Annotated in this window: 30 protein-coding genes; 18 read left to right on the forward strand and 12 right to left on the reverse strand. The window is 58.0% G+C overall.

Going from position 1 to position 25561, the window contains the following annotated elements; translation table 11 throughout:
- Nucleotides 1-15: 15 nt before the first annotated feature.
- The 4 genes from ACMO9O_RS00660 to ACMO9O_RS00675 all read right to left on the reverse strand — a co-directional run bounded on the left by ACMO9O_RS00660 (nucleotide 16) and on the right by ACMO9O_RS00675 (nucleotide 7480).
- Nucleotides 16-3633: a hypothetical protein gene (locus tag ACMO9O_RS00660; protein ID WP_418981692.1), complete on the reverse strand. Its 3618-nt coding sequence runs from the start codon at nucleotides 3631-3633 to the stop codon at nucleotides 16-18.
- A complete protein-coding gene (locus ACMO9O_RS00665; RefSeq protein ID WP_418981693.1) occupies nucleotides 3630-4604 on the reverse strand; it encodes a hypothetical protein in 975 nt (324 codons plus the stop codon). Before ACMO9O_RS00665 ends, ACMO9O_RS00660 begins: the two co-directional genes overlap by 4 nt.
- Nucleotides 4605-4966: 362 nt before the next feature.
- Nucleotides 4967-5608 (reverse strand): hypothetical protein, encoded by a 642-nt coding sequence (locus ACMO9O_RS00670; RefSeq protein ID WP_418981694.1) that lies wholly within the window; start codon nucleotides 5606-5608, stop codon nucleotides 4967-4969.
- 1179 nt (nucleotides 5609-6787) lie between these two features.
- On the reverse strand, nucleotides 6788-7480 hold the full coding sequence (locus tag ACMO9O_RS00675) for a S24 family peptidase (protein WP_418981695.1): 693 nt from the start codon (nucleotides 7478-7480) through the stop codon (nucleotides 6788-6790).
- 122 nt (nucleotides 7481-7602) lie between these two features.
- On the opposite strand from ACMO9O_RS00675, the gene ACMO9O_RS00680 reads away from it, so the two are divergent.
- From ACMO9O_RS00680 to ACMO9O_RS00750, 15 genes are all read left to right on the forward strand, one after another.
- Nucleotides 7603-8013 (forward strand): hypothetical protein, encoded by a 411-nt coding sequence (locus tag ACMO9O_RS00680; protein WP_418981696.1) that lies wholly within the window; start codon nucleotides 7603-7605, stop codon nucleotides 8011-8013.
- Nucleotides 8014-8017: 4 nt separating this feature from the next.
- Entirely contained in the window at nucleotides 8018-8245 is a 228-nt protein-coding gene (locus ACMO9O_RS00685) for a hypothetical protein (protein ID WP_418981697.1), read from the forward strand.
- A 101-nt stretch (nucleotides 8246-8346) separates the two neighbouring features.
- The gene (locus ACMO9O_RS00690; protein ID WP_418981698.1) at nucleotides 8347-10371 is read left to right on the forward strand and encodes a kinase; all 2025 of its coding nucleotides are present in this window, start codon (nucleotides 8347-8349) and stop codon (nucleotides 10369-10371) included.
- 18 nt (nucleotides 10372-10389) lie between these two features.
- Complete coding sequence (locus tag ACMO9O_RS00695; RefSeq protein WP_418981699.1) at nucleotides 10390-11265, forward strand: AAA family ATPase; 876 nt, start codon at nucleotides 10390-10392, stop codon at nucleotides 11263-11265.
- A 34-nt stretch (nucleotides 11266-11299) separates the two neighbouring features.
- A complete protein-coding gene (locus tag ACMO9O_RS00700; protein ID WP_418981700.1) occupies nucleotides 11300-11923 on the forward strand; it encodes a hypothetical protein in 624 nt (207 codons plus the stop codon).
- Nucleotides 11924-11935: 12 nt separating this feature from the next.
- Nucleotides 11936-12133 (forward strand): hypothetical protein, encoded by a 198-nt coding sequence (locus tag ACMO9O_RS00705; protein ID WP_418981701.1) that lies wholly within the window; start codon nucleotides 11936-11938, stop codon nucleotides 12131-12133.
- A 3-nt stretch (nucleotides 12134-12136) separates the two neighbouring features.
- Entirely contained in the window at nucleotides 12137-12496 is a 360-nt protein-coding gene (locus ACMO9O_RS00710; RefSeq protein WP_418981702.1) for a DUF4406 domain-containing protein, read from the forward strand.
- On the forward strand, nucleotides 12480-12950 hold the full coding sequence (locus tag ACMO9O_RS00715) for a hypothetical protein (protein WP_418981703.1): 471 nt from the start codon (nucleotides 12480-12482) through the stop codon (nucleotides 12948-12950). Before ACMO9O_RS00710 ends, ACMO9O_RS00715 begins: the two co-directional genes overlap by 17 nt.
- 1 nt (nucleotide 12951) lies before the next feature.
- On the forward strand, nucleotides 12952-13218 hold the full coding sequence (locus ACMO9O_RS00720; protein ID WP_418981704.1) for a hypothetical protein: 267 nt from the start codon (nucleotides 12952-12954) through the stop codon (nucleotides 13216-13218).
- A gap of 356 nt (nucleotides 13219-13574) precedes the next feature.
- Nucleotides 13575-13934 (forward strand): hypothetical protein, encoded by a 360-nt coding sequence (locus tag ACMO9O_RS00725; protein WP_418981705.1) that lies wholly within the window; start codon nucleotides 13575-13577, stop codon nucleotides 13932-13934.
- Between the two features lie 235 nt (nucleotides 13935-14169).
- Nucleotides 14170-14763, forward strand: coding sequence for a hypothetical protein (locus ACMO9O_RS00730; protein WP_418981706.1), 594 nt, complete (start codon nucleotides 14170-14172; stop codon nucleotides 14761-14763).
- Between the two features lie 5 nt (nucleotides 14764-14768).
- A complete protein-coding gene (locus tag ACMO9O_RS00735) occupies nucleotides 14769-15152 on the forward strand; it encodes a hypothetical protein (protein WP_418981707.1) in 384 nt (127 codons plus the stop codon).
- Between the two features lie 4 nt (nucleotides 15153-15156).
- Nucleotides 15157-15312, forward strand: a complete 156-nt coding sequence (locus tag ACMO9O_RS00740) for a hypothetical protein (RefSeq protein WP_418981708.1) — start codon at nucleotides 15157-15159, stop codon at nucleotides 15310-15312.
- A 4-nt stretch (nucleotides 15313-15316) separates the two neighbouring features.
- A complete protein-coding gene (locus tag ACMO9O_RS00745) occupies nucleotides 15317-15973 on the forward strand; it encodes a DUF3164 family protein (RefSeq protein ID WP_418981709.1) in 657 nt (218 codons plus the stop codon).
- A 47-nt stretch (nucleotides 15974-16020) separates the two neighbouring features.
- Nucleotides 16021-16227: a hypothetical protein gene (locus ACMO9O_RS00750; protein ID WP_418981710.1), complete on the forward strand. Its 207-nt coding sequence runs from the start codon at nucleotides 16021-16023 to the stop codon at nucleotides 16225-16227.
- A gap of 53 nt (nucleotides 16228-16280) precedes the next feature.
- On the opposite strand, the gene ACMO9O_RS00755 is transcribed toward ACMO9O_RS00750, so the two are convergent.
- On the reverse strand, nucleotides 16281-16619 hold the full coding sequence (locus ACMO9O_RS00755) for a hypothetical protein (RefSeq protein WP_418981711.1): 339 nt from the start codon (nucleotides 16617-16619) through the stop codon (nucleotides 16281-16283).
- A gap of 119 nt (nucleotides 16620-16738) precedes the next feature.
- On the opposite strand from ACMO9O_RS00755, the gene ACMO9O_RS00760 reads away from it, so the two are divergent.
- Nucleotides 16739-17008 carry a transposase gene (locus ACMO9O_RS00760; protein WP_418981712.1) on the forward strand — a complete coding sequence of 90 codons (270 nt, stop codon included), beginning with the start codon at nucleotides 16739-16741 and terminating at the stop codon, nucleotides 17006-17008.
- 5 nt (nucleotides 17009-17013) lie between these two features.
- Here the strand turns inward: ACMO9O_RS00760 and ACMO9O_RS00765 are convergent, their stop codons facing one another.
- From ACMO9O_RS00765 to ACMO9O_RS00795, 7 genes are all read right to left on the reverse strand, one after another.
- Nucleotides 17014-17454 (reverse strand): hypothetical protein, encoded by a 441-nt coding sequence (locus tag ACMO9O_RS00765; protein WP_418981713.1) that lies wholly within the window; start codon nucleotides 17452-17454, stop codon nucleotides 17014-17016.
- Nucleotides 17455-18075: a hypothetical protein gene (locus ACMO9O_RS00770; protein WP_418981714.1), complete on the reverse strand. Its 621-nt coding sequence runs from the start codon at nucleotides 18073-18075 to the stop codon at nucleotides 17455-17457.
- A gap of 156 nt (nucleotides 18076-18231) precedes the next feature.
- Nucleotides 18232-19512, reverse strand: coding sequence for a hypothetical protein (locus tag ACMO9O_RS00775; RefSeq protein WP_418981715.1), 1281 nt, complete (start codon nucleotides 19510-19512; stop codon nucleotides 18232-18234).
- A 62-nt stretch (nucleotides 19513-19574) separates the two neighbouring features.
- Nucleotides 19575-20915, reverse strand: a complete 1341-nt coding sequence (locus ACMO9O_RS00780; RefSeq protein ID WP_418981716.1) for a phage portal protein family protein — start codon at nucleotides 20913-20915, stop codon at nucleotides 19575-19577.
- Between the two features lies 1 nt (nucleotide 20916).
- The gene (locus ACMO9O_RS00785; RefSeq protein WP_418981717.1) at nucleotides 20917-21342 is read right to left on the reverse strand and encodes a phage protein Gp36 family protein; all 426 of its coding nucleotides are present in this window, start codon (nucleotides 21340-21342) and stop codon (nucleotides 20917-20919) included.
- Nucleotides 21343-21345: 3 nt separating this feature from the next.
- Nucleotides 21346-22890, reverse strand: a complete 1545-nt coding sequence (locus ACMO9O_RS00790; protein WP_418981718.1) for a hypothetical protein — start codon at nucleotides 22888-22890, stop codon at nucleotides 21346-21348.
- On the reverse strand, nucleotides 22890-23333 hold the full coding sequence (locus ACMO9O_RS00795; protein WP_418981719.1) for a terminase gpP N-terminus-related DNA-binding protein: 444 nt from the start codon (nucleotides 23331-23333) through the stop codon (nucleotides 22890-22892). The genes ACMO9O_RS00790 and ACMO9O_RS00795 overlap by 1 nt, the downstream gene beginning before the upstream one ends.
- Nucleotides 23334-23505: 172 nt before the next feature.
- On the opposite strand from ACMO9O_RS00795, the gene ACMO9O_RS00800 reads away from it, so the two are divergent.
- Both ACMO9O_RS00800 and ACMO9O_RS00805 read left to right on the forward strand, forming a co-directional pair.
- Nucleotides 23506-24579 carry a head maturation protease, ClpP-related gene (locus ACMO9O_RS00800; protein ID WP_418981720.1) on the forward strand — a complete coding sequence of 358 codons (1074 nt, stop codon included), beginning with the start codon at nucleotides 23506-23508 and terminating at the stop codon, nucleotides 24577-24579.
- Nucleotides 24580-24600: 21 nt separating this feature from the next.
- The gene (locus tag ACMO9O_RS00805; protein WP_418981721.1) at nucleotides 24601-25548 is read left to right on the forward strand and encodes a hypothetical protein; all 948 of its coding nucleotides are present in this window, start codon (nucleotides 24601-24603) and stop codon (nucleotides 25546-25548) included.
- The last annotated feature ends 13 nt before the right edge of the window (nucleotides 25549-25561 follow it).

The raw sequence follows: 25561 nt of genomic DNA on the forward strand, positions 1-25561 counted from the left end.
TCATAAAACCCTCTTCTACGCCACGGGGTCCGGGGGAGAGAGCGTCTTCCCCAGCTGATCGATGCTCAATACGGCTGTGACGCCCGGATCCTCCTCCAATGTCAGCTCTACCTGAATGGATCGGGTGCTGAGCGACAGGTTGGCGGGGACCGACACCGAAATGCTCGTACCGGTCAGCGTGACTTGCAGCAGGGAGATGCCAAGCGTGGATTTGATGACAGGCGTGCCGTTCGTCAGGACGGTATCCGTGACAACCCCGCCCTGCTGCGCGACCAGCCGGGTGAGCGGAGACCCCAACCGCAGATAATAAGGCTCCGGATTGACGATTACGTAGTTGTACCGATCGTCCCGCTCCGGCTCGACGGATCGGATGACGACCCTCGCGCTCGACGGGTCGATCGCGTTGTCCGTCACGATACGCTCCGTCCCTGCGGGCATGATGTATTCATGGACAGCTTCAGAAGGCTCGGTGACGAAGCGCACGCGCAGGTCCGAAGCGACGGGCATCTCAGCCGACAACTCCGCCTGCGGGAGCCGACTGGTGATGTTCATCACGAGCGCTCCGCGCAGGGTGTTGTTCGTGCGGGCGTTCTGCCGGATGACGATCCGGCGCTCTATGTCGCTATCCTCGGCCACGCAGAAGGCGGCGACAAAGTAGTTCCAGGCCCCCTGCGTGTTTTCCGGGACCCGGATCACGATCTTTTCGTCCGTGACGGTGACGGTCAGCCCCTCCGAGAACGCTCCGATGCGGATAGTCCCGTTGGTCTGATAGTCCACCGACACCTCGCCGCCGTTGGCGCCGATACGCTCCGATGCGTCCGCCTCGGCGCCGTTCAATGCGAGGCGGTATTTGACGGGCAGGAGCTGCCCCGCGGTGTAGGCCGTCGGGTCCTGCACCTTCACCAGCTCGCACTGCGTCGTGCCGATGCCCGTGAGCGAGTAGTTCGAAATCTTGTTCAGCACCCAGAGCGCGTTGTCCGCGTAGTAGAATTTGCGCAGCAGGTGTTCCCCGACCTGAATCCCCCGCCAGTCGACGTAGAGGGTCCTTACGCGCGTGTCGACGTGATAGCGGTCTTCGATGTACCGGCGCCAGAACCGCTCGTAGACGGTGGTGTTCTGACCGATCGAAACCATCGGCAGGTCCACCTCCTCGGGCGTTGCGAACTCCAGCGAGTGGACGATCTCCCGCCCCTTCATCCAGAACCGCCCGAAAACAGGCATATCGCGCGCCGGCTCGCCCACGGAGAGTTCCCAGCACGGCTTGCCGTTCAGGGCGATCATCTCGGACGAATCGTCCGTGACCAGGAAGCGCCGGTACGCCCGGGCGATCTGCGGATACTCCGCGATGCACCCTTTGTGAAAGAGGAGGATGTTGTCCCCGTCCGCGGCTTCGTTGTCCTGGCCGTGGCATTGCAGCTTCGGCAGGATGTCGTAGGAGCGCAGCTTGTCGTCGAAATAGTCGATCTCCACACCGTTTCCTCCCGGGGTCAGACCGCCCAGTTCGATGGAGGTGTCCTTGTCGCCATTGTGGTAGAGCCGGTAGGAGGCCTTTCCGTTCAGGAACGGCGAGGGGGTGTCCCGGCCGCCGAAAGTGAGGTTGTTGAAATAGATGGAGCGTTCGAGCACCTCGGCGGCGCCGCCGAACTCCGCGCTGTCGAGCACCTCTTTGGTGTCGGCGTTGAACTCGTAACCCGTGTTGACCCGCTGCGCGCCGTACTCCCGGCCGTATTTTTCGCCGTAGTACTCCGCGAACTCGCCCGCGGACTCCCCGACGGAGAACGAGAGCCATTTGGTCGTGGCGACCACCGGCGTCGTCTTGATCTGCTGCGAGCGGTCGATGCGTGCCTCCAGATCGATCACCTCGCCGTCGTAGAGCGTGTTGCGGGTCGAGAGGCTGACCGTCCGGGTCGCCTTGTCGTAGGTGTACGCCAGCCCGAAGGTCTTCGAGTAGGAGAGCAGGAATTGCATCGGGCTGATCGTGTCGGCGAACAGGTCGGCCTGCGTGATCTCGGCGTTGCTGCGGTATTCGTCCGCCAGCTTGTAGGCCAGCGTCGCCTGGAAGTCGTGCCCGCCCATCTGCTGGATGGGGTATTTGAGATATGTGCTGTAGAGATCGTATACGTTGTAGTTCATGTCTTTGTGAAAAGACAAGTTGTCGTCACCATCTGAATAGATCACCCGCCATTCGAAACAGAGCACGGCCGTTACCGCATTGAGCCCGGTGGCGGCCATCTTCAACCTGTCATCGTTCATCTGCCAAACATTGAAATACGGAGACTCCCGCGTTTCGGGTCGGCGTATCAAGGGGGCGTAGACGATCGTCGGATCGATGCTCGAGGTGTTCATCGTCTCCAGGTTGGCGAGGTTTGCGATGGTGGCGGCAGGATATTGATTGATCGTCCATTCAAAGGTGGTAGCCAGTTTTACGGGGCTGAAACCCACGATGTTTCGGGCGTTGTCTAACAACTGGACCTGCAAAAAAACGATCACACCGCGGTTTACGTTTGCGTAGTTAATGATACTTGGTGGATTCAGCCCAACATTGGAAGGAGTTCTGTCATTTAACTGCACGCAAATCGTCGGATTGCATGTCACGGTGACCTCGGCGCCGCTCTTGAGCAGGCCGGGTTCGTAGGCGATTTTCATCGGATTGACGAAGTAGGGCGCCACGCCCTCGAGCTGCTCCGGCGCCCGGATGGCAAATTCGTCGCTTTCGGAGATTTTCGTGCGCCCGGCGATCATCGGCAGCGTCATCCAGGCCTTTTCGTAGTAGGGGTTCTTGTCGTGAAACCACGCTTTGTCGGTTTGCAGGGTGAACCCGCGCGCCGCCGCGAATCGCGCGATGCCGCCGATCAGCGCCTTGACCGAGACCACGGGCCGCTGCAAATAGCTGCGCAGATCCTTGGTCTGCCACTCGGTGAACTCCTCGCCCAGGTCGTAGAGCGCCTCGCCGTTCGGCCCGTAGGGAATGTAATGCTTTCCGTCTTCGGCGATATGGTAGGAGGTCCCTCCGATCTGCTCGGGCTTGCCCATCGCCTTGTCGGGGTCGAAATCGCCCTCGGGCAGTCCGTTGTAGGCCGGTGCGAAATTCACGATCCGCCACTGCTCGCTGGTCCCCGTCCGCAGCGCGTCCCACGCCTCGACGACGGTCTCTTTGTTGATAGTGAAGAAGACCTCCTCCTGCTCGTTCTCGAACAGCGGCAGGTCGCCGAGCGTCAGCGCGTTCCCCTCGTCGTCGTAGGAGAGCGTGTAGAAGAACGAACCCAGACCGCCGTAGAGCGTGACCACGTAGGCCGGGGCGCCCTTCTTGCGGGTGACGGTGTCGAGCTTCACATAGCCCGATTCGAGCAGCTCGCCCCGCTGGTCGTAGATGGCGAACGGCGTGCGGGCGAGGGGGTTGAAGCCGGTTCCGGCGCCTCCGCCCTCCACGGTGCGGCGGTCGGCGCGGAACATCCCGCCGAAAATCGCATCGTTGTTGCGGGTCGCGGGGAGCGTCACCTGCTGCGAATAGCTGTTTTTGACCACCGCCGGGTTGGAAAGCTCCTCGGCGGCGTAGTTCATCTGCACGAGCGACTCCTGCGACAGGTCGGCCGGGCGCCCGGCGATGTATAGGGTGATTCTGCGTCTGCTCATTGTCGTGTGAAATCCTGCGATACGGTTGCGTTGAGGGTATAGTTCACCAGCCGGCGCCCCTCCGAGCGGTAGGTTTTGTAAACGAACGATTTGTCGCTGATCGTGACGGCGCGGGTGGTATGCGTGCTTAGGTCGTGCAGGTAGACGTTGGTCGAGCCGAACAGGTGGTGCATCCGCCGCGACTGCTCGTCGGAGAGCCAACCCGTCACCAGCTTCACGCTCTTCTCGTAGTCGTTCCGGTAGTTCACCGTGCCCTTCGCCCACGGGGCGCTGTTGTCATACGAGCGTTTGTAGGTGGACCGGGTGTAGTTGTCGGTCTCCAGCGCCGTGCCGTCGACCGCGAGCGAATCCCAGCCGCCGAAGGCGTTGACGTAGTAGAGCACGTACCGGCCGCACCGCCGGGCCACCTCGTAGGTGCGGCCCAGCGCCTCGATCTTCCGGGCGTCCGGGAAGTCGCCCACGGGGAAGTAGAGCGTCGCGGGCGTCCCCGCCCCGCGGTGGGTGAAGGCCAGTTCCCGGCCCTGTGAGGTTGTGACGCGGACCTCGACCAGCGAATCGTCGTAGGTCGAGACCACGAGGGTCTGCCGCGGATCGACCGTCCCGGTCACCGGCAGCGACGGCCCCGCCTTCGTGGCGTCGTAGGAGGGGTCGAAGCTGAAATCGAGGTAGAAGAACACCTCGTCGAGCAGCGTGTGGTCGCTGCTGTCGAAGACGGCGAAATGCCTTCCCGCACCCTCGTTGCGCACGACCCCGCGCTCCGAAAGCGATTCGGGCCGGAAATCCTGCGACAGATAGGGTGCGCAAATGTCGTTGATCGTAAACCGGATGCTTTCGTCGCCCGGGCGCCGGTGGGCCTTGCCGGAAAAGATCCGCTCGCCGTCGCACGTGACGTAATACCGGACCGAATCGCCCCAGCTCTCGCCTTCGAGCAGGACGATGAAGTCTTTCCAGATGGGTTGCGCTTTTGTCATAACTTTTTCGGGTAAATATCTTTCCATCGATTTCTGTCCGTACCGCGGCTGGGGGGGGCTGCGCCCGGCTGGCGGTCGGCGCAGCACCCCTGCCGGAAGATCGTAGCCAGCGCCCGGCTGGCGGTCGGCGCAGCACCCCTGCCGGAAGATCGCCGCCAGCACCCCTGCCATCGGGTCGGCGCAGCACCCCTGCCGGAAGATCGATGCCAGCACCCCGGCCGGCGGGTCGAATCGCGGTCAGTGTCTTCGTCTCCACGCATCCAGTCTTCGCCGCTCCTCGCTGTTCTTGTCGCGGCGATAAGCCAGGATGTTGAGGAACTCGATCAGGGGCAGCTCCCACACCTGCGCCCACGGGGTGCGGGTCAGCTCAGCAACGGCATCGACATGAGAGACCCATCCCCACTTTTGAGCAAAGCCATCGAAAGTTCCGCCATGCTCATCGCCTTGAGCGTCTGCGGCGTCGGCTTCGTCCGCTTCATCGTCCTGATCGAAGAGCGTAGCGTACTGATGGTTGACTGCCGCGATTTTTTCAAAAAAAAAGCGAGCAGGCCGAGGCCCCGGGTGATCGGGAGCGATTCGCGGATGGCCGCCTGCACCTCCCGGATGTCGTACCCGTCGTTGTAGCGCCTCCCGCGCGGTATGAGAAAGCACGAGAGGAGTTCCGCCGTGCAGCCCGTCTCTTCGCGGGCGAAGGTCTGAAAATCGATATACTGGGCCGCGGTCATCCTGCGCACGTCCGTTACCGGCCTCAGGTCGTACTCCTTCAGGCGGTAGCGCCGGGCCACCGGCTCGGGGCGCGGGGCCGTTCGCAGGAATCCCGCCCTGTCCGTCAGCGCCCGAAATTCGGGCAGTTTCAGGTCGAGCAGCTCCTCCTCCGACCTGTCCGTGAGGATGGCCAGTATGGCCAGATTCAGGGCGTTCACGTCCTTCTGCTCGTAGTCCGCCCGTGCCTGAAGCAGTTTTTCGTACTTGCCTACCGAAAGGGTTTCGTAACTGTCTGTCATAGTTGGTTGTTTAAAATCGTATCATGCTTTTTTCCTGCATCGCGCTTCCGCCGGGTGCGCCGCTTCGGGTGCGCCCGATCCGGTCGTTTCCGATCTGACCTTGCTGTCCCGTTCGCGCCCGATCCGGTTGCTCCCGTCCCGTTCGCTCCCGCTTCGGTTGCTCCCGTTTTTGTTGCGCTGTTCCGGTTGTTTCCGCTTCGACCGCTCCCATCCGGGCGCCCCGGATCCGCTCGCGCCGCTTCGACCGCGCTGCCTCGACCGCGCTCGTTCCGTTCGCGCCCGATCCGGTTGCTCCCGTTTCGACCGCTCCTATCCGGGCGGCCCCGGACCCGTTCGCGCCGCTTCGTTCGTGTTGTTCCGGTTGTTTCCGGGCGGTGTGCTTCGGGGTGGGGAGGCCGTCACGCGCGGTCGGGTGGGTGCTATGCACTCCGGGCGGCCCCGGGCCCGTTCGCGCCAGTTCCGTTTACCGGGGATAAAACGAAACGTATAAAAGAAGAGCAGCGAAAGAATGATAGATTACCTTTATTTATCAAACAGTTAGCAGAACGACACCCCCGGACGCTGCCCTAAACCAAATGTTACTTCAACGTTACTTTTGTGTTACTTCAGCCCCGGTTTGAACGCGGCATTCAAGCGAGGATGTTACATCGCCACCGAAAACGGTCAGAAACGGCCAAATTTCGGCGGCGATTTTTTTGTGTACAGACGAATACAGAAACGTGAGGAAGCCCCATAGAATGGCTATTTTGCCCTTTGTCAGCCATCATGTAAAAAGGTTCCTGTGATTATTATTCAAACGATGTTTATATACCGTTCAACCAGCATCTGAAAAGAGTGTGCCTTCCGTAATTCGATAGTTACCTTTTTCAGCGATTCGGAAAATGCGCGGCCTTTTGGACGGCCAAATGGACAGCCATGTCGAAACGTCGAACAAAAACGAAATATCTATAATGGACGGCCAAATGGACGGCCAATATAGTGTAAAATTATGCGCTCAAACTGAATATTAAACGCATCAAAGCCGCATAAAATGCAGGAAGAAACGACTTAAAACACCCCTTAATGACGGGTATTTTTGACACAAAACTGGTATGCTGTATTGTACAATACATTAAAAAACAGCGAAATAATCCAGTCATATCGCTGTTTTGTATCGGAAATGGTGCGCGAGACGTGCGGTTATCCTAAAGTATTGAATCGCACGCTTGCCTTCACAAGGGCAAGCGCCCGGATGGAATCAGCCGGAATATCTTTTGGAGAATGGTGCGGATTATGGCTGACCAATCGAACGAATCGTTCATCGTCAGCTTTCTGGATATACTTGATGGTGATGTAAGTTTCGCCTTCGAGCACAAACGACAGCAAATACATTTCGCCCCAAAGAATGCTGCTTGAGCCGCCGGGGATTTCCTTGTATAAAACAATGTCGCCGCTTTTCAATAGCGGATACATCGAGTCCCCCCGTACATAGATAGCCCCATCACAAGGAGGAAGATCGGGGATTTGCAGATGGCTGATCGGAACCTGTCTGGATGCTTCGCTGAACAGAGCCACCAATCCGGCGGTGGCATCCAGTTCGTAGAGTGGAACATTTTGCATGGCGACCTTTTTATCTGTGCGAAGCGAAAATTGTGCCTCTATTTTCGGGGTTGCAAGCTGTGTGTCCTCACCGTGTAGCATAGCTCCTTTTCCAAGTATCAGCCATTCCAATCGAATCTCTGGGTATTGCTCGATTATAATCTCGCATTTATCGGAGCCGATGCTTCCGTTGCGATCCAAATATCCATTAGCAAGCCCGGTTTTTTTATAAAATTGGTACTTGCTAATCCTTTTATAATCAATGAACTGTCGTAATCTTTCTATTGCCCCCATAAAATAATAGAATAAAAACTCGCATAATATTTGCATATTAGAAAATAAACTACTAATATTGCGGTGTCTTAATGATTAAGACGGCGGTAAAGATAGTGATAATTACTTAATAAGCAAAGCAGATGAAATACATCGATTTACCCAAAGAAAAGAAGGCACAGCTACGGCGAACGTTCAACACGACCGGTGTCACTGTCTGGTCGGCTCTGAATTTCGTTACGAACAGTGACCTTGCCAAACGCATCCGGGCTGCGGCTATGACCAACGGCGGGGTGGTGAAGAATTCGATCACGACACCGGCCGGGTTCATGCCGAACTGCCAGACCGACTATGAACATCGAGAGGATGGCTCGGTACGGCGTATCATTCAAACCTTTTCAAACGGTGTTCGCGTGGAGTTCGACAACGACCGCTGCACGGCGGTGATCCTCCACGGCGAGGAACCGATTAAGACCTACGAGCAGGTGGTGATAAAGGACTGGGGAAATATCGTATTCGAGGCGCAGGGGCTTGCGGATTCATTAAACGGATAAGGTCATGAACAATACAAGACGAAAACAACTTCAGGAAATACAGACCGAGCTTCGTGCCATCTACGACCGTCTGGATATTCTTTGCGACGAAGAGCAGGCAGCGTACGACAACATGCCGGAGTCGCTGCAAGAGTCAGAGCGCGGCGAGAGATCGCAGGAAGCCATCGACACAATGGAAAGCGTGCGGGATCAGATTCTGGAATCTGCCGACGAAATCGATGAAATCTTGTAACAGGTATCCGGCGGCAGAATAATGGATTGGAACGGCACGGACTGCAAAGCGACGGCTTTCCGGGTTCGACTCCCGGCGCTCCACGAATGGATCAACAAACGATGGAATTTTTTGGAAACATACTCGCGGTGACGATGCACGACCTGACGCGTTGGGATGATGGCGAAGCCGTGATGACCAAGGCCATCTACGACCACCTCATCAAGCGAGGACAAGTCAACGTCCTCCAGCGCGCCTGCCGTTGCAAGAAAGCCCTCATCGAATACCACTCGCTGCCTGAACGGTTCCGCGTGCGGTTCGAGACGAAATACGGCGATCCCGAAAAGACGATGAAACAGGAAGAACTGCCGCTTGCGGCCGATACTGAAGCACAAAAATACTTTTTCCAGTACCTGCTGCCCAACGGCGAACACCTGCCGCTGGCGAAGCAGGAGGAGTACACGCTCAATGCGCGGGTGCTCAACGCCCTGCGCGAAATGCTCCAAACACAGAAGGTGATGCGTCGCGCCTGCAACAACAACACCCCCGTCATCTGGGCCAACCTTTTTGCAGCGGCCGGGGAGCTGCGCGACGCCTATGGGCATACCCTGCCGAAAAGCGAAGCCCGGCTGCGGGACAAACTGCGCCAGTACATGAAAGAGGGCTACGGATGCCTCGTATCGGGCAAATTCTGCAACAGCAATACACTGAAAATTACCCCGGCCGCCGGGCGTCAAATCGTGGCCCTGCGCCGCTGCCGCGTCCCGGTCTACACGACCAAGCAGCTCTTCGAGGAGTTCAACCGCATCGCCGAGCGGCGGGGCTGGAAGCCGCTCGCCTCGTACTCCTCGCTGGTGCAGTACCTCGAACGGCCGGAGGTGAAGCCGCTGTGGTACGACGCCGTCTACGGCGAGTTGGCGGCCAAGCAGCTCTTCGCCCGGCGCAACAAGACCGAGATGCCCACCCTGCGGGATTCGCTCTGGTATGGTGACGGCACGAAGCTCAACCTCTACTACAAGGCCGTCGAGGGCGGGCGGATGGTGGTGCGCACGGTGCAGGTCTACGAGGTCGTCGATGCCTATAGCGAGATGCTGCTGGGCTACTGCGTCAGCCCCACCGAGAACTTCGACGCCCAATTCCGGGCTTTCCGCATGGCGGTCGAGACGTCCGGGCACAAGCCCTACGAGATCGTCACCGACAATCAGGGCGGCCAGCGGAGTAAGATCGCCAAGCGGTTCTTCGCGGGCATCGCACAAATAACCCGTCCGACCGCACCCTATAACGCCCCGTCCAAGACCATCGAGTCGGTATTCGGCCGCTTCCAAAAGCAGGTGCTGCACGCCGACTGGCGTTTTACGGGCGGCAATATATCCTCGAAGGATGCGTGGAAAATCAACCGCGAGTTCCTCGAGGCGAACCGGGAGAAGCTCTATACCTACGAGGAGCTGCTGGCGGCCTATGCCGAGGCACGCAGCCGATGGAACGCCATGCCGCACCCGGCCTGCGCGGAAAAGACGCGTGAGCAAATGTACCTCGAAAGCGTCAACCCCGCAACGGAGCCGGTGACGGAGCTGGATATGATCGACATGTTCTGGTTGACCACCGAGCAGTCGAGTCCCTTCACGGCCGACGGCATTACGATCCAGTACCGCAACCGCAAATACACCTACGAGGTGCTGGCCGCCGACGGTACGCCCGATTACGAGTGGCGGCGGGAGAATACCGGCCGCGAGTTCTTCGTGCGCTTCGACCCCGAGCGGATGGATCGGGCGCTGCTCTATACCCAGACGCCGATGGGGCTGCGCTATGAGACGGTGGCCTATCCGTACCTTGCCGTGCGACGGAACATTCAGGAGCAGCGGCCGGGCGACATGGAGCTGATACGACTGAACGACGCGATGAACAAACGCGAGCGCGTCCGGCGGCAGATCGAGAACCATGCGCTGGAGCTGGAGCACGGGGTCGCCCCAGAGCAGCACGGGCTGCACACGCCGGCGCTCAAAGGCATCAGCGAGAAAGAGTACGAGCGGCTGGCCGACGCTATTATGGTCATCCCGTCGGAGCCGGCCGCGGAGCCGATGGCCGTCGGCGAATACGAGAAGATGATCAGCAACGCCGATCCGGCGTCCATTTTCAACAGAATGTAATCCTAAAAACCAAGTGATATGAAACAGTTATCCCACGAAGAGAAGCAGGTCATCAAGGCCCAACTGCAGGCGTATGTGGCCAAGTATCCCAGCCAGAACAAGGCGGTGAACTCGCTCACCGGCATCAGCGCCGGCACGATCAGCACGATCCTGAACGACAAGTTCGACAACATCAGCGACGAGATGTTCCTGCGCATCCGCTCGCAGGTCGCACCGGTCGGCGTGGGCGACTGGACGCTTTGCGAGACGACGGCCTTCCGTGAGCTGACCGTGCTGCTGCAGGACGCGCAGCAGAACCGCAGCGTCGCATGGGTGGTCGGCAGCGCCGGTCTGGGCAAATCCACGACGGCCCGCGCCTATGTAGAGACCCACGAGAACGCCTTCCACATCTGCTGCTCGGAGGACATGCAGCGCGGGGACTTCATCCGGGAACTGGCCCGCGTAATCGGCATCAAGAGCAACAAGGAGAGCCTGCGCGAGCGGCTCCAGATAGTCACGGATCAGCTCAAGACCCTTGAAGCCCCGCTGCTGATTTTCGACGAGGGCGACAAGCTGATGGATTCGGTGTTCTACTACTTCATCTCCATCTACAACGCCCTCGAAGGGCATTGCGGGATCATCTTCCTCTCGACCGAGTATATCAAGCGCCGCATGGAGAACGGACTTACCTACAACAAGAAGGGGTACGACGAAATTTTCTCGCGCGTCTGCCGGCGCTTCATCGACCTCACGCCCGCGTCGGCACACGAGGTGGCCGCCGTCTGCCGGGCGAACGGACTCGACAACGAGCGGGCCATCGCCGAGGTCGTGAAGGACGCCTCGACCTGCAAGTACGACATGCGCCGCGTGAAAAAGGCCGTCCACAAATGCAAGCGACTCGCCGCGCTTCGGTAAATCGCTGTTCAAACCCCACTCAATCACTTTTCAAATGGGCCGCACACTATCCGCAAAACAGGTTCTGACGATCAAGCGCCGGACGATCCGTCTGGGCGGCATCTGGGACGACTGCGTCGGGGAGATCGACCGAACGGGGGTGGTCTTCTTCTGGGGCAACAGCGGCAACGGCAAAACCTCGGCGGTGGTCTCGTTCTGCAAGGCGCTGTGCGCCCACGGCAAGGTGCTCTACCTGCCGCTCGAGGAGGGGCTGGGCGGCACGACGCAGGACGCCATCCGCCGCTACCGGGCGGACGAGTGCGGCAGCCGCTTCCAGTACAACGACACGATGACCTTTGCCGAAATGGACGAGCGGCTGTCGAAGCCCCGGACGTGGGACTTCGTGGTGATCGACTCCTTCCAGTACCTGCAGATGTCCTACAAGGAGTATATCGCCTTCAAGGAGCGCCACCGCAACAAGCTGCTGATTTTCGTCAGCCATGCCGACGGCAAGCGCCCGGACGGCCGCACGGCGAACAAAGTGATGTACGACGCGGCGCTCAAAATCTGGGTCGAGGGCTACAAGGCGTTTAGCAAGGGCCGCTACATCGGCCCGGTAGGCGAATGCACGATCTACGAAGAGGGCGCGCGGCGCTATTGGGGGGGGGTAAACCAGTAAAAACGAAACGAAATGGATTTGAATTCACAAAACAAAGTGCTGAAGGCCGGCTTCATGCTCATCCGAAAAGATGACCAGCCGACGCCCCGGATCAAGTACAAGCAGTTCGGATTTTCCGAATGGCGCACGTTCGAGAAATTCGACACAAAGGCGGCTCGGGATCGCCGATTCAAAGACCTGCTGCACGACAGTACCATAATCGAAGATTGACCTATGAATATCCAAAAAATCTACATCAGCGGCAAGATTACTGGCCTGCCGATCAGCGAGGTGATCGCCAAGTTCAGAGCCGCGGAAGCGAAAATCCGCCGCTTCGGGTTCTGTCCGGTCAGCCCGCTCGAGAATGGGCTGCCGTTCGAGGCCGAGTGGCCCGACCAGATGGGAAAGGATGTCGCCCTGCTGCTTCGCTGCGACGCGATCTACATGCTGCCGGACTGGCAGCAGAGCGAGGGGGCGATGATCGAATACCTTATCGCCCGCCAGCGGCGCATGCGCATCTTTCTGGCGGAAACTTTCGACGCCCACGCGGCGGTTGAATCCAATATCGAACAACGTCATGAAACGGAAGCGTAACTTCTCGCGGCTCTATGCCATTGCCCGGGCGAAGGGCATCGACCTCGAGGAGCACAAGGAGGTGCTGGTGTCGCAGTTCACCCACGGCCGCACCTCGTCGCTGCGCGAGATGACCCCGGCCGAGTACGAAGAGATGTGCGAGTGCCTGCAGACGGGCAAGCAGCTCGGCGAGAGCACCGCCGAATACAAGGAGCGCCTGCGCCGGGCACGCTCGGCGGCGCTGAACCGCATGCAGCGGCTGGGCGTCGATACGGCCGACCGCACGTTCGCCTCGGTGAACGAGTTCTGCCTCTCGCCGCGCATCGCCGGCAAGCCGTTCGGCCTTCTGACCGTCGAGGAGCTGCAAGCGCTCGTGCCGAAGCTGGAGGCCATCCTGCGCAAGCCTCGGCCCGTGAAGCCGAAGCGGGTCATTCAGATTCCACTCATCATTCGAGATAACCAACTGCCGAGCTGATATGGAAAAGCCGATTGTCAAAGTTGATTTGCAGGGGCCGGACGGCAATGTGTTCACCCTAATGCGTGCGGCACGGGCTGCGATGCTTGCGGCGGTTCCGCGCGGAGGGAATCCAACGGAACGTAGATGGAAAAGAGAGCATGCCGAAGGCGACGCGTCCGAAATGATGAAGGCGGTGATGCAATCGCACTCTTACGACGAAGCGCTCAAGATTATCGGACAGTATGTGACAATCAGACGAAAGGAGGTGGGCTATGAAGTAACCTGATACGGGCAGCGACAGGCAGACAGAATTTTGGGAAAGATTGGCTGTTTGAAAAGCAAACGAGGGGTTCGAGTCCCCGGCTGCCCGCAAACCCCTTTTAGAGATTGATCGAGCGCGAGTAGGGCGACGATGGCGCAAGGGTTTTCCGCCGAAAAGGTTGCGGCGGTGGCAAAGCGGAACAGGACGTTTGACTCCATCGGACAGATGACGCGAAAGACTCTGGCAGCCGGGAAAGACCGGCAAACGGGTCGGCAGGGCTTCCGGTTCCACCGGAGGCATAGCACAATGGCCAAAGCAATGAGGCTGTTATCCCGGTTCGAGTCCGGGCGACCTGCAGTCTTAACCAAAAAACGTATGATATGAGAAACGTAATTCATGTGAAAGACCTCGGATTTTCAGTTAAATCAGGATTGATTACTGTCGGTCATCATTTGGGATTGGGGAAGTGGGTTATCGAACTGCGCTGGCCTTGTCCGTTGGTTCATAGCTGGCTTTTCACGCTCTACAAGGGAAAAGATCGGCCTTCCAAGTCAATTATTCTCTTCTGCGCCACACTTGCTCCGCTAATGATGGTGTTTCATTGGCTATTCGTACTCCCTACTTTCGGGGTTGCTTTTGTAGTGGCTGTCGCCGGTCTTACTTTGACCTTATGCCTCGGCTGGTTGTTCAGTGGCCTCGGTGAATGGCTTCAAAAAATCGGTAAACTCGGTAATTTATGAAAAGGATAATTTTATGCCTATGCAGTATGTTGATAGTGATCGGCTGCTGCCCCTGCCGGAAAGCGACCGTCGTTGAACGGCGCATCTATATCGTACGCGATTCCGAAGCCAAACGTGTTCCCCGATGGATTCCTAAGACACATCGGGATTCGCTCCTCTGGGAAGCATCGCGGCAGGCCGTTCGATCTGCCAATGAATCCACGAGACACTTAAACCCTTTATATCGATAGCTGCTATGGAAAAGAAACAAGTAGGTGTGTGGCGACTGCCCGCCGATTTAACTGAATGCCGTCAAGGTGTGGAGATTGTATTGGTTTTCAACAACCGAGAACAGTATCAGGGTATCTTCCGAGGATTCAATATCGAGAAGGAGATTATATTGCAGGCGAATGGAAGCGGGTTGAAGATTGGACTTCCGTCCGCCAGCCTCTATGTATGGTGTATCGTCGATGAGGTGAAGCCTATCGACGCGAGGGTCTATCCGAGCGAAGAGCAGACGATCTCCGTTGTCGAGGACGAAACCTACGGCGGTGCGCATTGCTACATCATCCGGGAATGCCTCGGATTCGTCGACGGCAAAACGCAGTACACCGATACGGAACAGGTCGTGCAGTTCGTGCGGAAAAACGACGACGGTTCCATCGTACCGGGCCTTCAATCCGAGCAGCTCGTACTGGCGCTGCTCGACCGCCATGAGAAACTGAACGCGCGGTTTCCGTCGGAGCAGAACGCCAAGATGCTCGCCGGTTTGCGGATGTTCCTCGACGCGTGCGAGGAGCGGGTGAAGAACCGCATGGAGCGGGGTGTGATGGGTGAACTCAAAAAGTAGGGGCGATGGCAGAAGAATACAAATGGGGCGAACCGACATTGTCAATCGATGGGAAACCTCTCGGAACCGTCCGCACGGTCGATTACATCATCTGCGACGACCTTGTTGTTCCGAATCAAGCGTTTGAGCCTGCTCACGCGCATTGGAATAAACAAAATTCCAGAGTGACGGAAGCGCTCGAAGCGATGGTGAAAGCCGTAAGGGAAACCGAGCAAAGTTTCAGGTTTACATGGGGTGTGGTTGGCAACCTTGCAGCCATGATTCGACGTTTTCAACTACGGCTTCCGCCTATCAGATTTCAATCGACAGTACCGAGGAGACATTCGAGATCGCACCGGAAACAACGGTTGACCAGACTGCAACGACGAAAAAAACGACAAATCAAATAAAGCCATGAAAGTAAAAATCAAGGGAATCAGAGAACCGCAGGAGGCGACCTATGTTTTTAAAGCCGGTGAGCTCGTCGGAGTTATGCTGGCGGAAGATGCAGAGAACGGAGTGGCGAATGTCTTTCCGATGGAACTGGTCGAAGACATATGCGATGAATAGGGTTATGGACATTACCAAAATGACAGCAGCACAACGCGCCGAGTTGAAGGCGCAGCTTGAGGCCGAGGAGCGTGCCGAGAAACAGAAACGCGAAGAGGACATCGCAGCGTACAAGAACGGTGTCGATGAGTTTTGCCGGACGGGGTTCTCTCGGCTGGAGGAGTTGAGCCGTCAGATGCGTCAGGAGAAAGATCGCATTTTCGCCGAGGCTGAAGTATTGATCCAGATGAAGGACGATCTGTTCAAGACCAAAACAGACCGGCACAGCAACTCGTTCACTTCTTCGGACAGCAAGATCACCGTGACGCTCGGCAACCGCACGAACGACGGCTGGGACGACACGGTCAATGCCGGGGTCGACAAGGTCAAGACGTTCATCCGCTCGCTGGCACGGGATGCGGATTCCGCCGCGCTGACGGAGATGGTGATGAACCTGCTTTCGCGTGATAAGAAGGGGAACCTGAAGGCGAGCCGGGTGCTGCAGCTTCGGGAAATCGCCCGCAAGTCCGGCTACCCGGAGCTGATCGAGGCGACGGACATCATTCAGGCAGCCTACCGGCCCGTCGACACCTGCCAGTTCGTCTCGGTGCAATACAAGGACGAACAGGGCGTGAAACGGACGCTACCGCTCTCGCTGGCCGCAATGGAAAAGGAGGCGTAGCAATGTGCGATTGCATTAAGCGGATAGAGTCTCGTCTTAACGAGAATATGTCCAAGCTGGCAAATCTCCATCACGGCGAAATCATCGAGCCTGTCGAATTCGAGACCAAAGCCCTGATGATGGATAGCGGAAATTATGAGTTGTATGCTGAAGTTTCCGGCAAATACCTCGACCGAGGAAAGCGCCGTCGGTATGCACCTAATATGAGCTTCCGATATTGTCCGTTTTGCGGACAGCCGTTGCGGGATAAATAAACTCTCGGCAGCGCAAGAATGAGAATCCCGCTCATGATTGAGCGGGATTCTTGTTATCTGATCTTCTTTAGGGTGAGGTCTTGGTCGAATACACGGATGGAAAGCACATCGCCCTCTATACGCCCGGTGTAAGTGTTCGCGCCGGTTTCAATCGTGACGGTCGGGGCTTTGAACGAGTAACGGTACTCCTGCTTTACCGGGTCGAAATTGCCGATTTCCCATTCGTAGGTGCATTTATTATCGAGGGCAAAATAGAAGGTATCGGTGCGGTTCCCGTCGGTCTGACTCCAGACCGATCCGACCAGTTCATCGTGAGAGGGGGCGTCATCTTCGGAGCAAGAGACGGTGGTGAAGAGCAGGAGCACGGAAAGGATCGTCAGAAAGCGTTTCATATCGGGAAAGTTGATTTTCTGCAAATTTAGTATTCTTATCTTAAAAGTGTTAAGCAAATAAGGAGAAACCGCGTGTTTCTCCCTATTTTTGTGCTGAATCGTATCTGTTTCCCGCTTACATGCCGAAAGGAAGAAACAAACAACTCATAGCAAATCGCAACGAAGCGCTCTGCCGCCGGTGGTACTATTGGACGGAGATGGAGCGTCTGCGTTTCGACGATGCGCTGAAGATTCTTTCCGAGCGGGAATTCTTCATCTCCGAGCAGCGAGTGTTGGCCATCATCCGCGAGTACAGCCGGATGAATCCAGACAGCGACATCAAGCCCAAACCGAAAGTCAAGGTTCCACGGCTGACCTCCGCCCAGCTCCGTCTCTTCGCCGGGGAATGAGCGGGCTACTCCGTCATCATTTCGCTATACTGAAATGAGGTCATGTACACCTTCACGCCGCCGCCGAGGGGATATTCGGTGCTTTCGGTACGCGCCAGCGCGGAAGTTTCCCGGCGATGCTTGTAACCCTGCACGGCCCGGAACAGGTGGTCGTTCATCGCTTCCCGCTCCAGCACCTTCTCTTCCGTCGACGATCCGATATGCGTATCGTCGTAGCAGTCGATAGCCAGCTTCACGTTTAGCGTTGCCGTGCCGCGCTGGCGGATCGGGCGCACGGCGCTCTGCGTCGTCCACTCGGTCTTTGGGATGGAGACCAGCACGCAGGGAAAGACAACCGGGTACTGATCTTCGTCGGTTTCGAGCTGCCCGTAGTCTTCATCGACGAGGGCCAGTTCGGGCAGTTCTGCCCGGATGCGCTGCATCAGCGCGAGTTTCATGCTTTCCATTTAGGATTTAAGGATTTGTTCGAGTTGCCGTTCAATGTCTACTCGAAGGGCATCGTCCAGTTCGCGGCTTTGGCCAATGAACTGCCGCTGCGGAATCTTGATTGAGAGCCGTTTTTTCTTGGTAAGCGCCAACCCTCGCCACATCGCAGCTTCCGGGTCGACGCTTCCGCCCGGTTGCTCCTTTTTAGCCGATTTGCGGCCTTTTCCTGCCGCCTTCGACTTCCCGGATGCTTGGTAGTACATTGCCCACGCAAACCGCCTCATTTTGGGCGTTACGGTGGGTGTCAACGTTGCGCCCCAGTTGTGGACGGGGGCATAGGGAACCGGGTTGAACACCCTGACGCGATAGTCGCCGGTTTCGTAGCGCACCTCGCTGAAGAGGTGGTTGCGGGTGCTCAACAGCGGGCCGTGCTGACTGGCGGCCGATTTCCCGCCGCCTGTCTGCCGTTTAGTCTTCGGCCACGGCTTGAGTCCGTCGTTTACGAATCCTCCTTGACGAAAGTTCTCCTGATAATGCCGCTTTGCGAGGTTACCCACACGGATCGGCATCGCGCGTCGCATCAGGGTGTCGACCTCCTTACGTTTCGACCGGAGCAGGTCAGCGAATTGTTTAATGTCCATTCGAACGTTTTTTGAACGGGCTTCGGAGCCCTCGTTTGCCCGAAATTTGGTATATCGGAATAATTGTTGTATATTTGTCGTTGAGGACGGGCGAGGGGTTCGCTCCCCGCTTTTCAACGTCTTCACTCCCTTTCGTCCCGCAACGAGAGGGATTTTTTATGGGGTGAAGTCGATCACCTCGTCTTCAACGACGCACACCACCCGCTCGATCACTTGCTCGCGGCTGCGAAGGTCGCCCAGATAGAGCTGCCATCCTTCGCGCACCCGCTCTTTTGAATACATCGCCCGGTCGTGGAAATAGATCACGACGCACTTCGCCCGCTGGGCGCAGGCAGCGTCGAACTTGTTCTTGATCGTGTAACGCCCCGTGCCTTCCACGGCCTTGATGTCCATCACCACATCGTCCAGCAGCCCGTCCGGGCACTTCACACCGTCGGCGGCCTGCTCCGATGCAAGGACGACGCGGTGGCCTCCTTTTCGCAGCACCTCCACGGCAAGCCGTTCGTATTCTCCGCGGCGGATGCCGAACACCCCTTTCGTCGGATCGAAGCGGTGCTCCTTGTGAATGGCACTTATCCCGCCGCTTGGTTTGTCGTACTTCACCTCCCTGTAGTCGGGATCGGCTTTCAGACGCTTGTATTGCTCGATGACCGGGGCGGTCTTGGCTTGCAGGATCGTCCGCAGGATGTTGCGGCAACGGTAGCAATCCTTCGTCCGGTTGGTGAAGAGCGAGAGCTGCACGCCCTTGAACGGGCAGGTCTTGCAGTCCGAGGGAAAGTAGGGATGATCATCAGAGAAGACCTGCCCGGTGCGGGCCGGGTTCCCTCGCAGGCCGGGCGACGGCTCGATTCGCTCGCCGCCCAGACCGGAGTTGTCGGTAGGTTCCTCGGCCGTGGCTGCCCATCCGCACTGGCATCCCCACTCATCGCCGGGTTTGTGGTCTTCCCAGAAGGGATCGTCGACGGGCCAGATGCGGTGGTAGAACGGCATGTGCGACTCGCGGGGGTTTACCGCCGTCGAGGGCAGCCACTCGATGTTGGGCAGCACATCGGCTTCGGCCATGAACTGCCGCATTTCGGCAGCGCGGTGTGCCCGCTTGACCGCGGTGTCGTACTCCGTGCGGAGCCACGCATCGACATGGTGGCTGGCTATCGGCTCCACGTCGGCGCGGAACTTCTGGAACGGCTTCAGGTTCCCCTCGGCATCGAATAGCTGTGCCGCCATGTCCCGGCCCATGCGGTGGGTTTTGAATGCGGCGAACACCGCGTTGTTCGTCTTGATCTGTTGCAGGAAGTCCCCGTCCGCACCGCTCCCGGAGAAGGCGGCATCGGTCGCATCGTTCAGGACTTTGCCGATTTCCTCGAAGAGCCGGCCGTCTATCTCCGTGCGCGGGTCATAGCTGCGGCGGTAGATATTCTGCAGCGCTTCGGCCAGCACGTTGCTGTCGAAGGTGAATCCGTTCTCGGCCGACTCCGCCGCGTCGAGATAGAGCGCATCGACTACCAGTCTAAATCCGCCCCCGTGTCGCCGGGGGCGAGACCGAAAAAACCTCGCATCCGGTCAATCAGGTTGCCTTCCTTTCTTGCGGCTTTTCCGCCTTGCTGATCGGGTTTCTTCCCCGCGTCGTCCCTCGGTTCCGGCTCCGGCTCGACGGCGGGCCGTGCGGCCTGCTTTGCGGCTTTCAGCTCGTCGTAGTTGTCCGGCTTCGGGATGCCGAACTCTTCGTAGAGGTAGTCGTCGTCGATAGGCAGCCCGGCATCGCGTTTCAGGCGGCAGATGATGTCGATCTGTTTGGATGGGTCTTTCTTCTTCGGTGGGACGAAAGCGAACTTGCCACCTGTCGTGTCGATGCCCATCGATGCGAACACGTCAGATACCTCGTAATTCAGGATGTCGAGGATGCGGCGCTTGATGAAGAACGTGATGTCTACTTCACCCTCCTGCTGGACGGTTCCGAGAGCCTGCGTGCCCTTGTCCCCGGCTTCGGTAGTCAGCGTATTTCCGTTCACGGCCTTACTGATTTCGCTGTTGCAGACGGCATGCAGCCGGTCGTAGAGGTCGCTGCCGCCCGAGATGTTCGATGCCTGCAGCAGGTTGATCTTCGTGCCGTCCGGATGGACTATCACCCCCGCGCCTCCCATGTTGTAGATGTCTTCGATGAGTTTGTCTCGGGCCTGCGTATCCCATGCGTCGTATGTCCCTTCGCGGATGGGCCGACCGAAAATTTCTCCGAGTTCGGCCCAGTCGGCGACGTTGTTGCGCTTGAGGATGACCCAGAAGGCGGGAACGGCCAGCGAGCCGATTTGCCGAGGGTTGCCGATATAAAGCAGGTCGGAGAACTCATCCCAGCTCTCGCCGACAAGATCGGTCTGGTTGCGGAGGATGGTGCGGTTGATCGCGTCGACGTGCTTGCGCGGGATGAGTTCATAATTGATCCAGCCGTTCTTCTCCCGGTAGAACTGGAAGAGCGAACCGCCGACGCCCGCCCATTCGTCATCCACGAGGTCTTCGATGAAATGGCTGAACCACGGCGAGTCGATGTGCTCCTGCATGCGCTCGTCCACTTCGCCGTCCCGCATGAACTGGATCGGCGTCGATAGGATCGCGGCTTTCTGCTTGCGGCGTACCGAGAACAGGTGGCCGTCAATCATCACGTCTGCGTATAGGTCGATGAGCTTTGCGCGCCGCGGGTAGTCGATCAGTTCGGCCTTGCGGATGCTGTCCATGTAAACAGCCACATCGAGACCGCCCCGGCGCGATGGCTGGAGTACGATGGTCTGGGACGGCGTGCGTCCGATGTTGCCGCCGGCGGTTATGCGTTTGTTCTTTTTTCGTGCCATGTCAGAAATTGTTTGTGCGTTTGCGGTTGCTGCGAATTTGATACGGTGCGGCCGCCGCCTTCGCGTCCGGCTCGACCTCCGGCAGCCCGTCCACCGTGATGTCCCCCTTGCGTACACCCTTCAGCCATTCGACGGCGCGCTCGTAACGGTCGGTGCGGATCTGCGACATGTTGCGCGGGTTGTGGATGGAGAAGATGTGGTAGATGGCGATGTCGATGGCCATCATCAGCACGAGCTGGTTGCGGTCGTCGCCCTCGGCCGCGAAGACCCGGTCGCAGTCGTAGCGCGCCGAGAGGTATCCGCGCATCTCTGCGATAGCGCGGTCTTCGCAGATTTCGACGATCTGGCGGTCGGAGCGGATCAGCGCGTCGAGGATTTCCTGATGGATGGAGGCGTCATAGTCCTCCGGTTTGATGAACTTTGCCATATGTTACTGCCTGAATTTGTTTCGCCGGGCCATGACGCGCCGGGGAATTGTTACGGGCGGCTGCAGCTCGCCCATCTTGTCGTCGATAAAGCGGTTGCCGCCCTCGACGCAGTCCACGCCGTCGGCGTGGAACTTCAACGCCAGCGTGAAGAACTTGAACTCCTCATCCAGCGCTTTCATCTGCGGGTCGTCCCGCTCGTCTTCGTTGAGCACCAGCAGTCCCTCGCGGTGGAGCGGCTCGAGGTTGGCTTCGATACGCACGGCTTTATCGGTCTTCTTTTTCTCGTCCGGGAGGACCGAGAGGTTGATGCCCATTTCGCGGCTTTTCCGTGCGAATGCCGGCCGAAATACCTGTTGGAAAAAGGGGTCTTGTAGGGAGTTGTTTTCCTGCACGACAAAGATCGGAACCTGCGTCCGCATCCGTGCGTACAGGTAAAGTGTGAAGAAGTGGGTGGCATACTCGTCGGTGGTCATCTTTCCCAGAAAGCCCTTGATGACGTAGAGCGTGCGTTCGCTCTTGCCGAGCAGCCATACGGCTTTTAACGACCCTTTCTTATTCTTGGCCGTGCCCTTCGCCTCCGACTGTGTCGGGTCGGCATAGATACACAGAAACGGGAACTTGCGCCACGGAATCTTCCCCCACTTGCGGGGGCCGAAGGTCTTGCCTTCCACGATGGGGTTGTTGAAGTACTCGCCCTGCTGGGCTTTGGTGCTGACCTTTGCCAGCGCCCGGTCGATATGCTCCTCGGTATTCTTTTCCGGCCACGTACTGCGGCCGTTCCGATCTCGGATGTTTACGATGTCCCAATGGTCTGCGAACTTCCCGGCCCGGACGATGCAGCAGTCCTCGGCGATAATGTTGCCGCAGAAAATGATAAGCGTCGGTTCCGAGATGGAGCGCGTGGGATACAGGGCATGTTCCCACCAGTCCCACTTCTTGTCCAGCACATCGGGGTTCATGCACTCCTCGTCGGTGTCGAAGTCGTCAAGCAGCAGGATGTCCGGACGCACGGCTTCGTTGCGAGCCCCACGAGGCGCATCTCCAGCGCCCACGCCGAGAAACATTGCCCCCTGTTCGGTTTTGAACTCCAATTCGGCCCATTCGCCGACCGACATCTGCTCGCCGTAATACTGCTTGATGCGCCGGTTCGCTTCGAGGTTGGCCCGGTAAGGGGCGAGCAGGCGGGTAGCGGCTTTTTGCGTTGCGGCAGCCAGTATGACCGTGCTCTTCCTGCCCGTCAGGATAAGGTAGAGCACTACGAACATCACGAGGGTGCTTTTCGCCAACTCGCGGCTCCACGACAGCACCTCGAACCACTCCGGGTTGCGGATGAGCCGCTGGATAGCCTTGATATGGAACGGGGCGAACGACGCCTTTGCATACTTCGGAAAGAAGAACTGCATCCACTCGACGGGGTGCGCCTCCAGATACAGCCGGTGCTTCTCAATTTCGGCCGGAGACATCGACTCGTCAATGGGCGTATCGTTGTAGATGGACTCCTTAAGCTCCTCCCACTCCTTCAGGGCGTCGCGGTCGATCTGTTTCATCACATCAGGGATTTAATGAACTTGTCGAAGAGACGCGTGAAGGTCTTGGTCAGTTCCAGATCGACCGGACGCAGCCATGCAATGAAGCGCTGGGCCGTGCTGACGACTTCGTGGATGCCCAGTTCCGTCTCCAGCTTGTTGATGGCCGTCGTCAGTTTGGCGATGGTGTCGGCCTCTTTGGGCGTGGCGAACCGCTGGCCCTGCTCCCGGTCGAGGATGGTGTTGTTGATTTCGACGATCTGCCGCTGCAGGTTCTTGATCTGCTCCTCGCGGGTCATCGTCAGCGACGCCTTGTGTTCGTCCCAATGATCGGCTTTCGCCCAGCGAATGATGGTCTGCCGGGATACACCGCACGCCTCGGCGATTTCGGCCTGCGTGCGGGATTCGTTGAGGTACATCGAGAGCGCCCAGCGGCGCATCTGTTCGGAAGTCATTTTCGTCATTGCAGATGCATTCGTTATGCTGCAAAATTGACCTATAAAAGACTGATAGACAAATCAGAAAAACAGCATTAGACTTTATAATCACTTGCTGATATTATAAAGTTTTATGATAAAAAACCGATTTGCAGGAGGGGAAAATACCGTCCAAATTTGCGTCAAACAAGGAACGCAAATGAATCGCATTTTCAATATTATTCCCGGCCCGCAGGAGGACACCTGCTGCATCCTGCTTTATGGAGTGATCGGGGATGGCGAGTGGGCGGAAGTCAAGGCGCAAGACATCGTTGAACAGTTGCTCGCGGCCGAGCGTACCTACCGCAAGATCGACATCCGGATCAACTCCGTCGGCGGCGAGGTCAATACCGGTATCGCCATCTTTAACGTGCTGCACCAGTCCAAGGCCGACATCACCATCTATATCGACTGCATTGCAGCTTCGACGGCGTCGTTCATCGCCGGGTGCGGAAAACCGGTCAAGATGAGTCGCTACGCCCAGATGATGATTCACCAGCCGATGAGCTGCGTTTGCGGCAATGCAGCGGAATTGAAGAGTTGTATCGCCAAACTCGAATCAATCGAGAATACGCTGTGTCAGATTTACGCCGAGCGCACGGGAAAGAGCATCGAAGAGATACGCTCGACCTATATGGACGGCGCAGATCATTGGCTGGCGGCGGACGAAGCGTTAGCGCTCGGTTTCGTCGATGAGATATACGACGATCCGCACGCTGTCACCTTCAGCAACTCGCTGACACCACAGCAGCGCTGCGAGCGCTACACGGCCCGCTACCTCGAAACGACCAAAGATTCATTTAATACCGAAAATCAAATGATTGAAAAATTCAAGGCGATGCCGATCTTCTCCGACTGTGCGGACGAGGCGGCGATCATGGCCCGCATCACGGAGATCGAGGGCAAGGCTGCGGCGCACGACGCTGCGGTGAAAGAGCGCGACACCTACAAGGCCAAGGTGGAGCAGTACGAGACGCAGGCGCGGGAGGCCGCCGACGCCGCCATTGCCGACGAGGTGCAGGTTGCCGTCAACGACGGTCGCATCGGCGAGGATCAGCGCGAGCGTTACGTCGCCCTGCTCCACACGGAGAAAGCCGAGGATGCGCGGGCGATTCTCGCATCACTCAAGCCCAAGCGCCGTGCTACCTCCATCATAGGCAAGGCCGGAACGGACGGCAAGAACGACCCGTGGGCCGAACGTTTCGAGGAAATCCGCAACGACCTCAAGAAGTAATCACAACAAATCATTCAAAACATGGCAATCAACATTCAAACTGCTTACGCGGGCGAAGTCCTCGAGAAACTGCTCGTGAAAGCGACCACCGGCAACGAGCTGGTGCGACGGGGGCTGATCCACGTCGAGCCGAACGTGCAGAAGGCGTACTACATCCCCCGCCTGAAGACGGGCAAGTTCCTGCAGAAGCGCAAGGAGCAGCCCGAAGACAGCGACTCGAAGGGCGAATTCAACATCGATGAGCGCGTGCTGAAGCCGATGGATTTCATGGCCTTCACCACCTTCAACCCGCGTTCGTTCGAGAAGTTCTGGCGCAAGTGGCAACCGACGGGTAACCTCGTATTCGAGGAGCTGCCAGCAGAAGCGCAGGTGGCATTCCTCGAAGAGCTGGGCAAGGTCGTCGACTTCGAGCTGGGCTGGCACTTTATCAACGGTACGGCAGGCGACGGCGAAAACCAATTCTTCAACGGTATCCTGACGCGCATTCTGGCCGACGCGGATGTCGTCAAGGTCGATGTGTCGAAGGAGACCACGATGATCGGCCGCTTCCGCGCCACCTATCGGGCAATTCCCAAGGCGCTGCGCAACCATCCGGGACTGAAGTTCCTGTGCTCGACCGAGGATGCGGACACCTACGACAACGAGATGACCGATCTGCATCACAAGGGAGCTGATCCGACCACCACGAACGCGATGCGCTTCAAGAACATCACTATCGAGCCGCTGGCCGACTGGCCGCAGGGCGTAGTGGGCGCTACCATCGCTACGATGGACATCGACTCTAACCTCTGGGCCGCCGTCAACCTCTCGGATGACTTCGAGAGCGTGAAAATCGACCGACTGACCAACGCGGGCGAGAAGTACTTCTTCAAGATGCTCATGAAGGCCGACACGAACACGGCGTTCGGCGAGCACGTCGTCCTCGCGGACTGGCGCACGCCCGGCAGCGACGTTCCCATCGAAGGTTAAACCTTAAACCGAC

Source organism: Alistipes sp. (assembly GCF_048465635.1).
Lineage (GTDB): Bacteria > Bacteroidota > Bacteroidia > Bacteroidales > Rikenellaceae > Alistipes.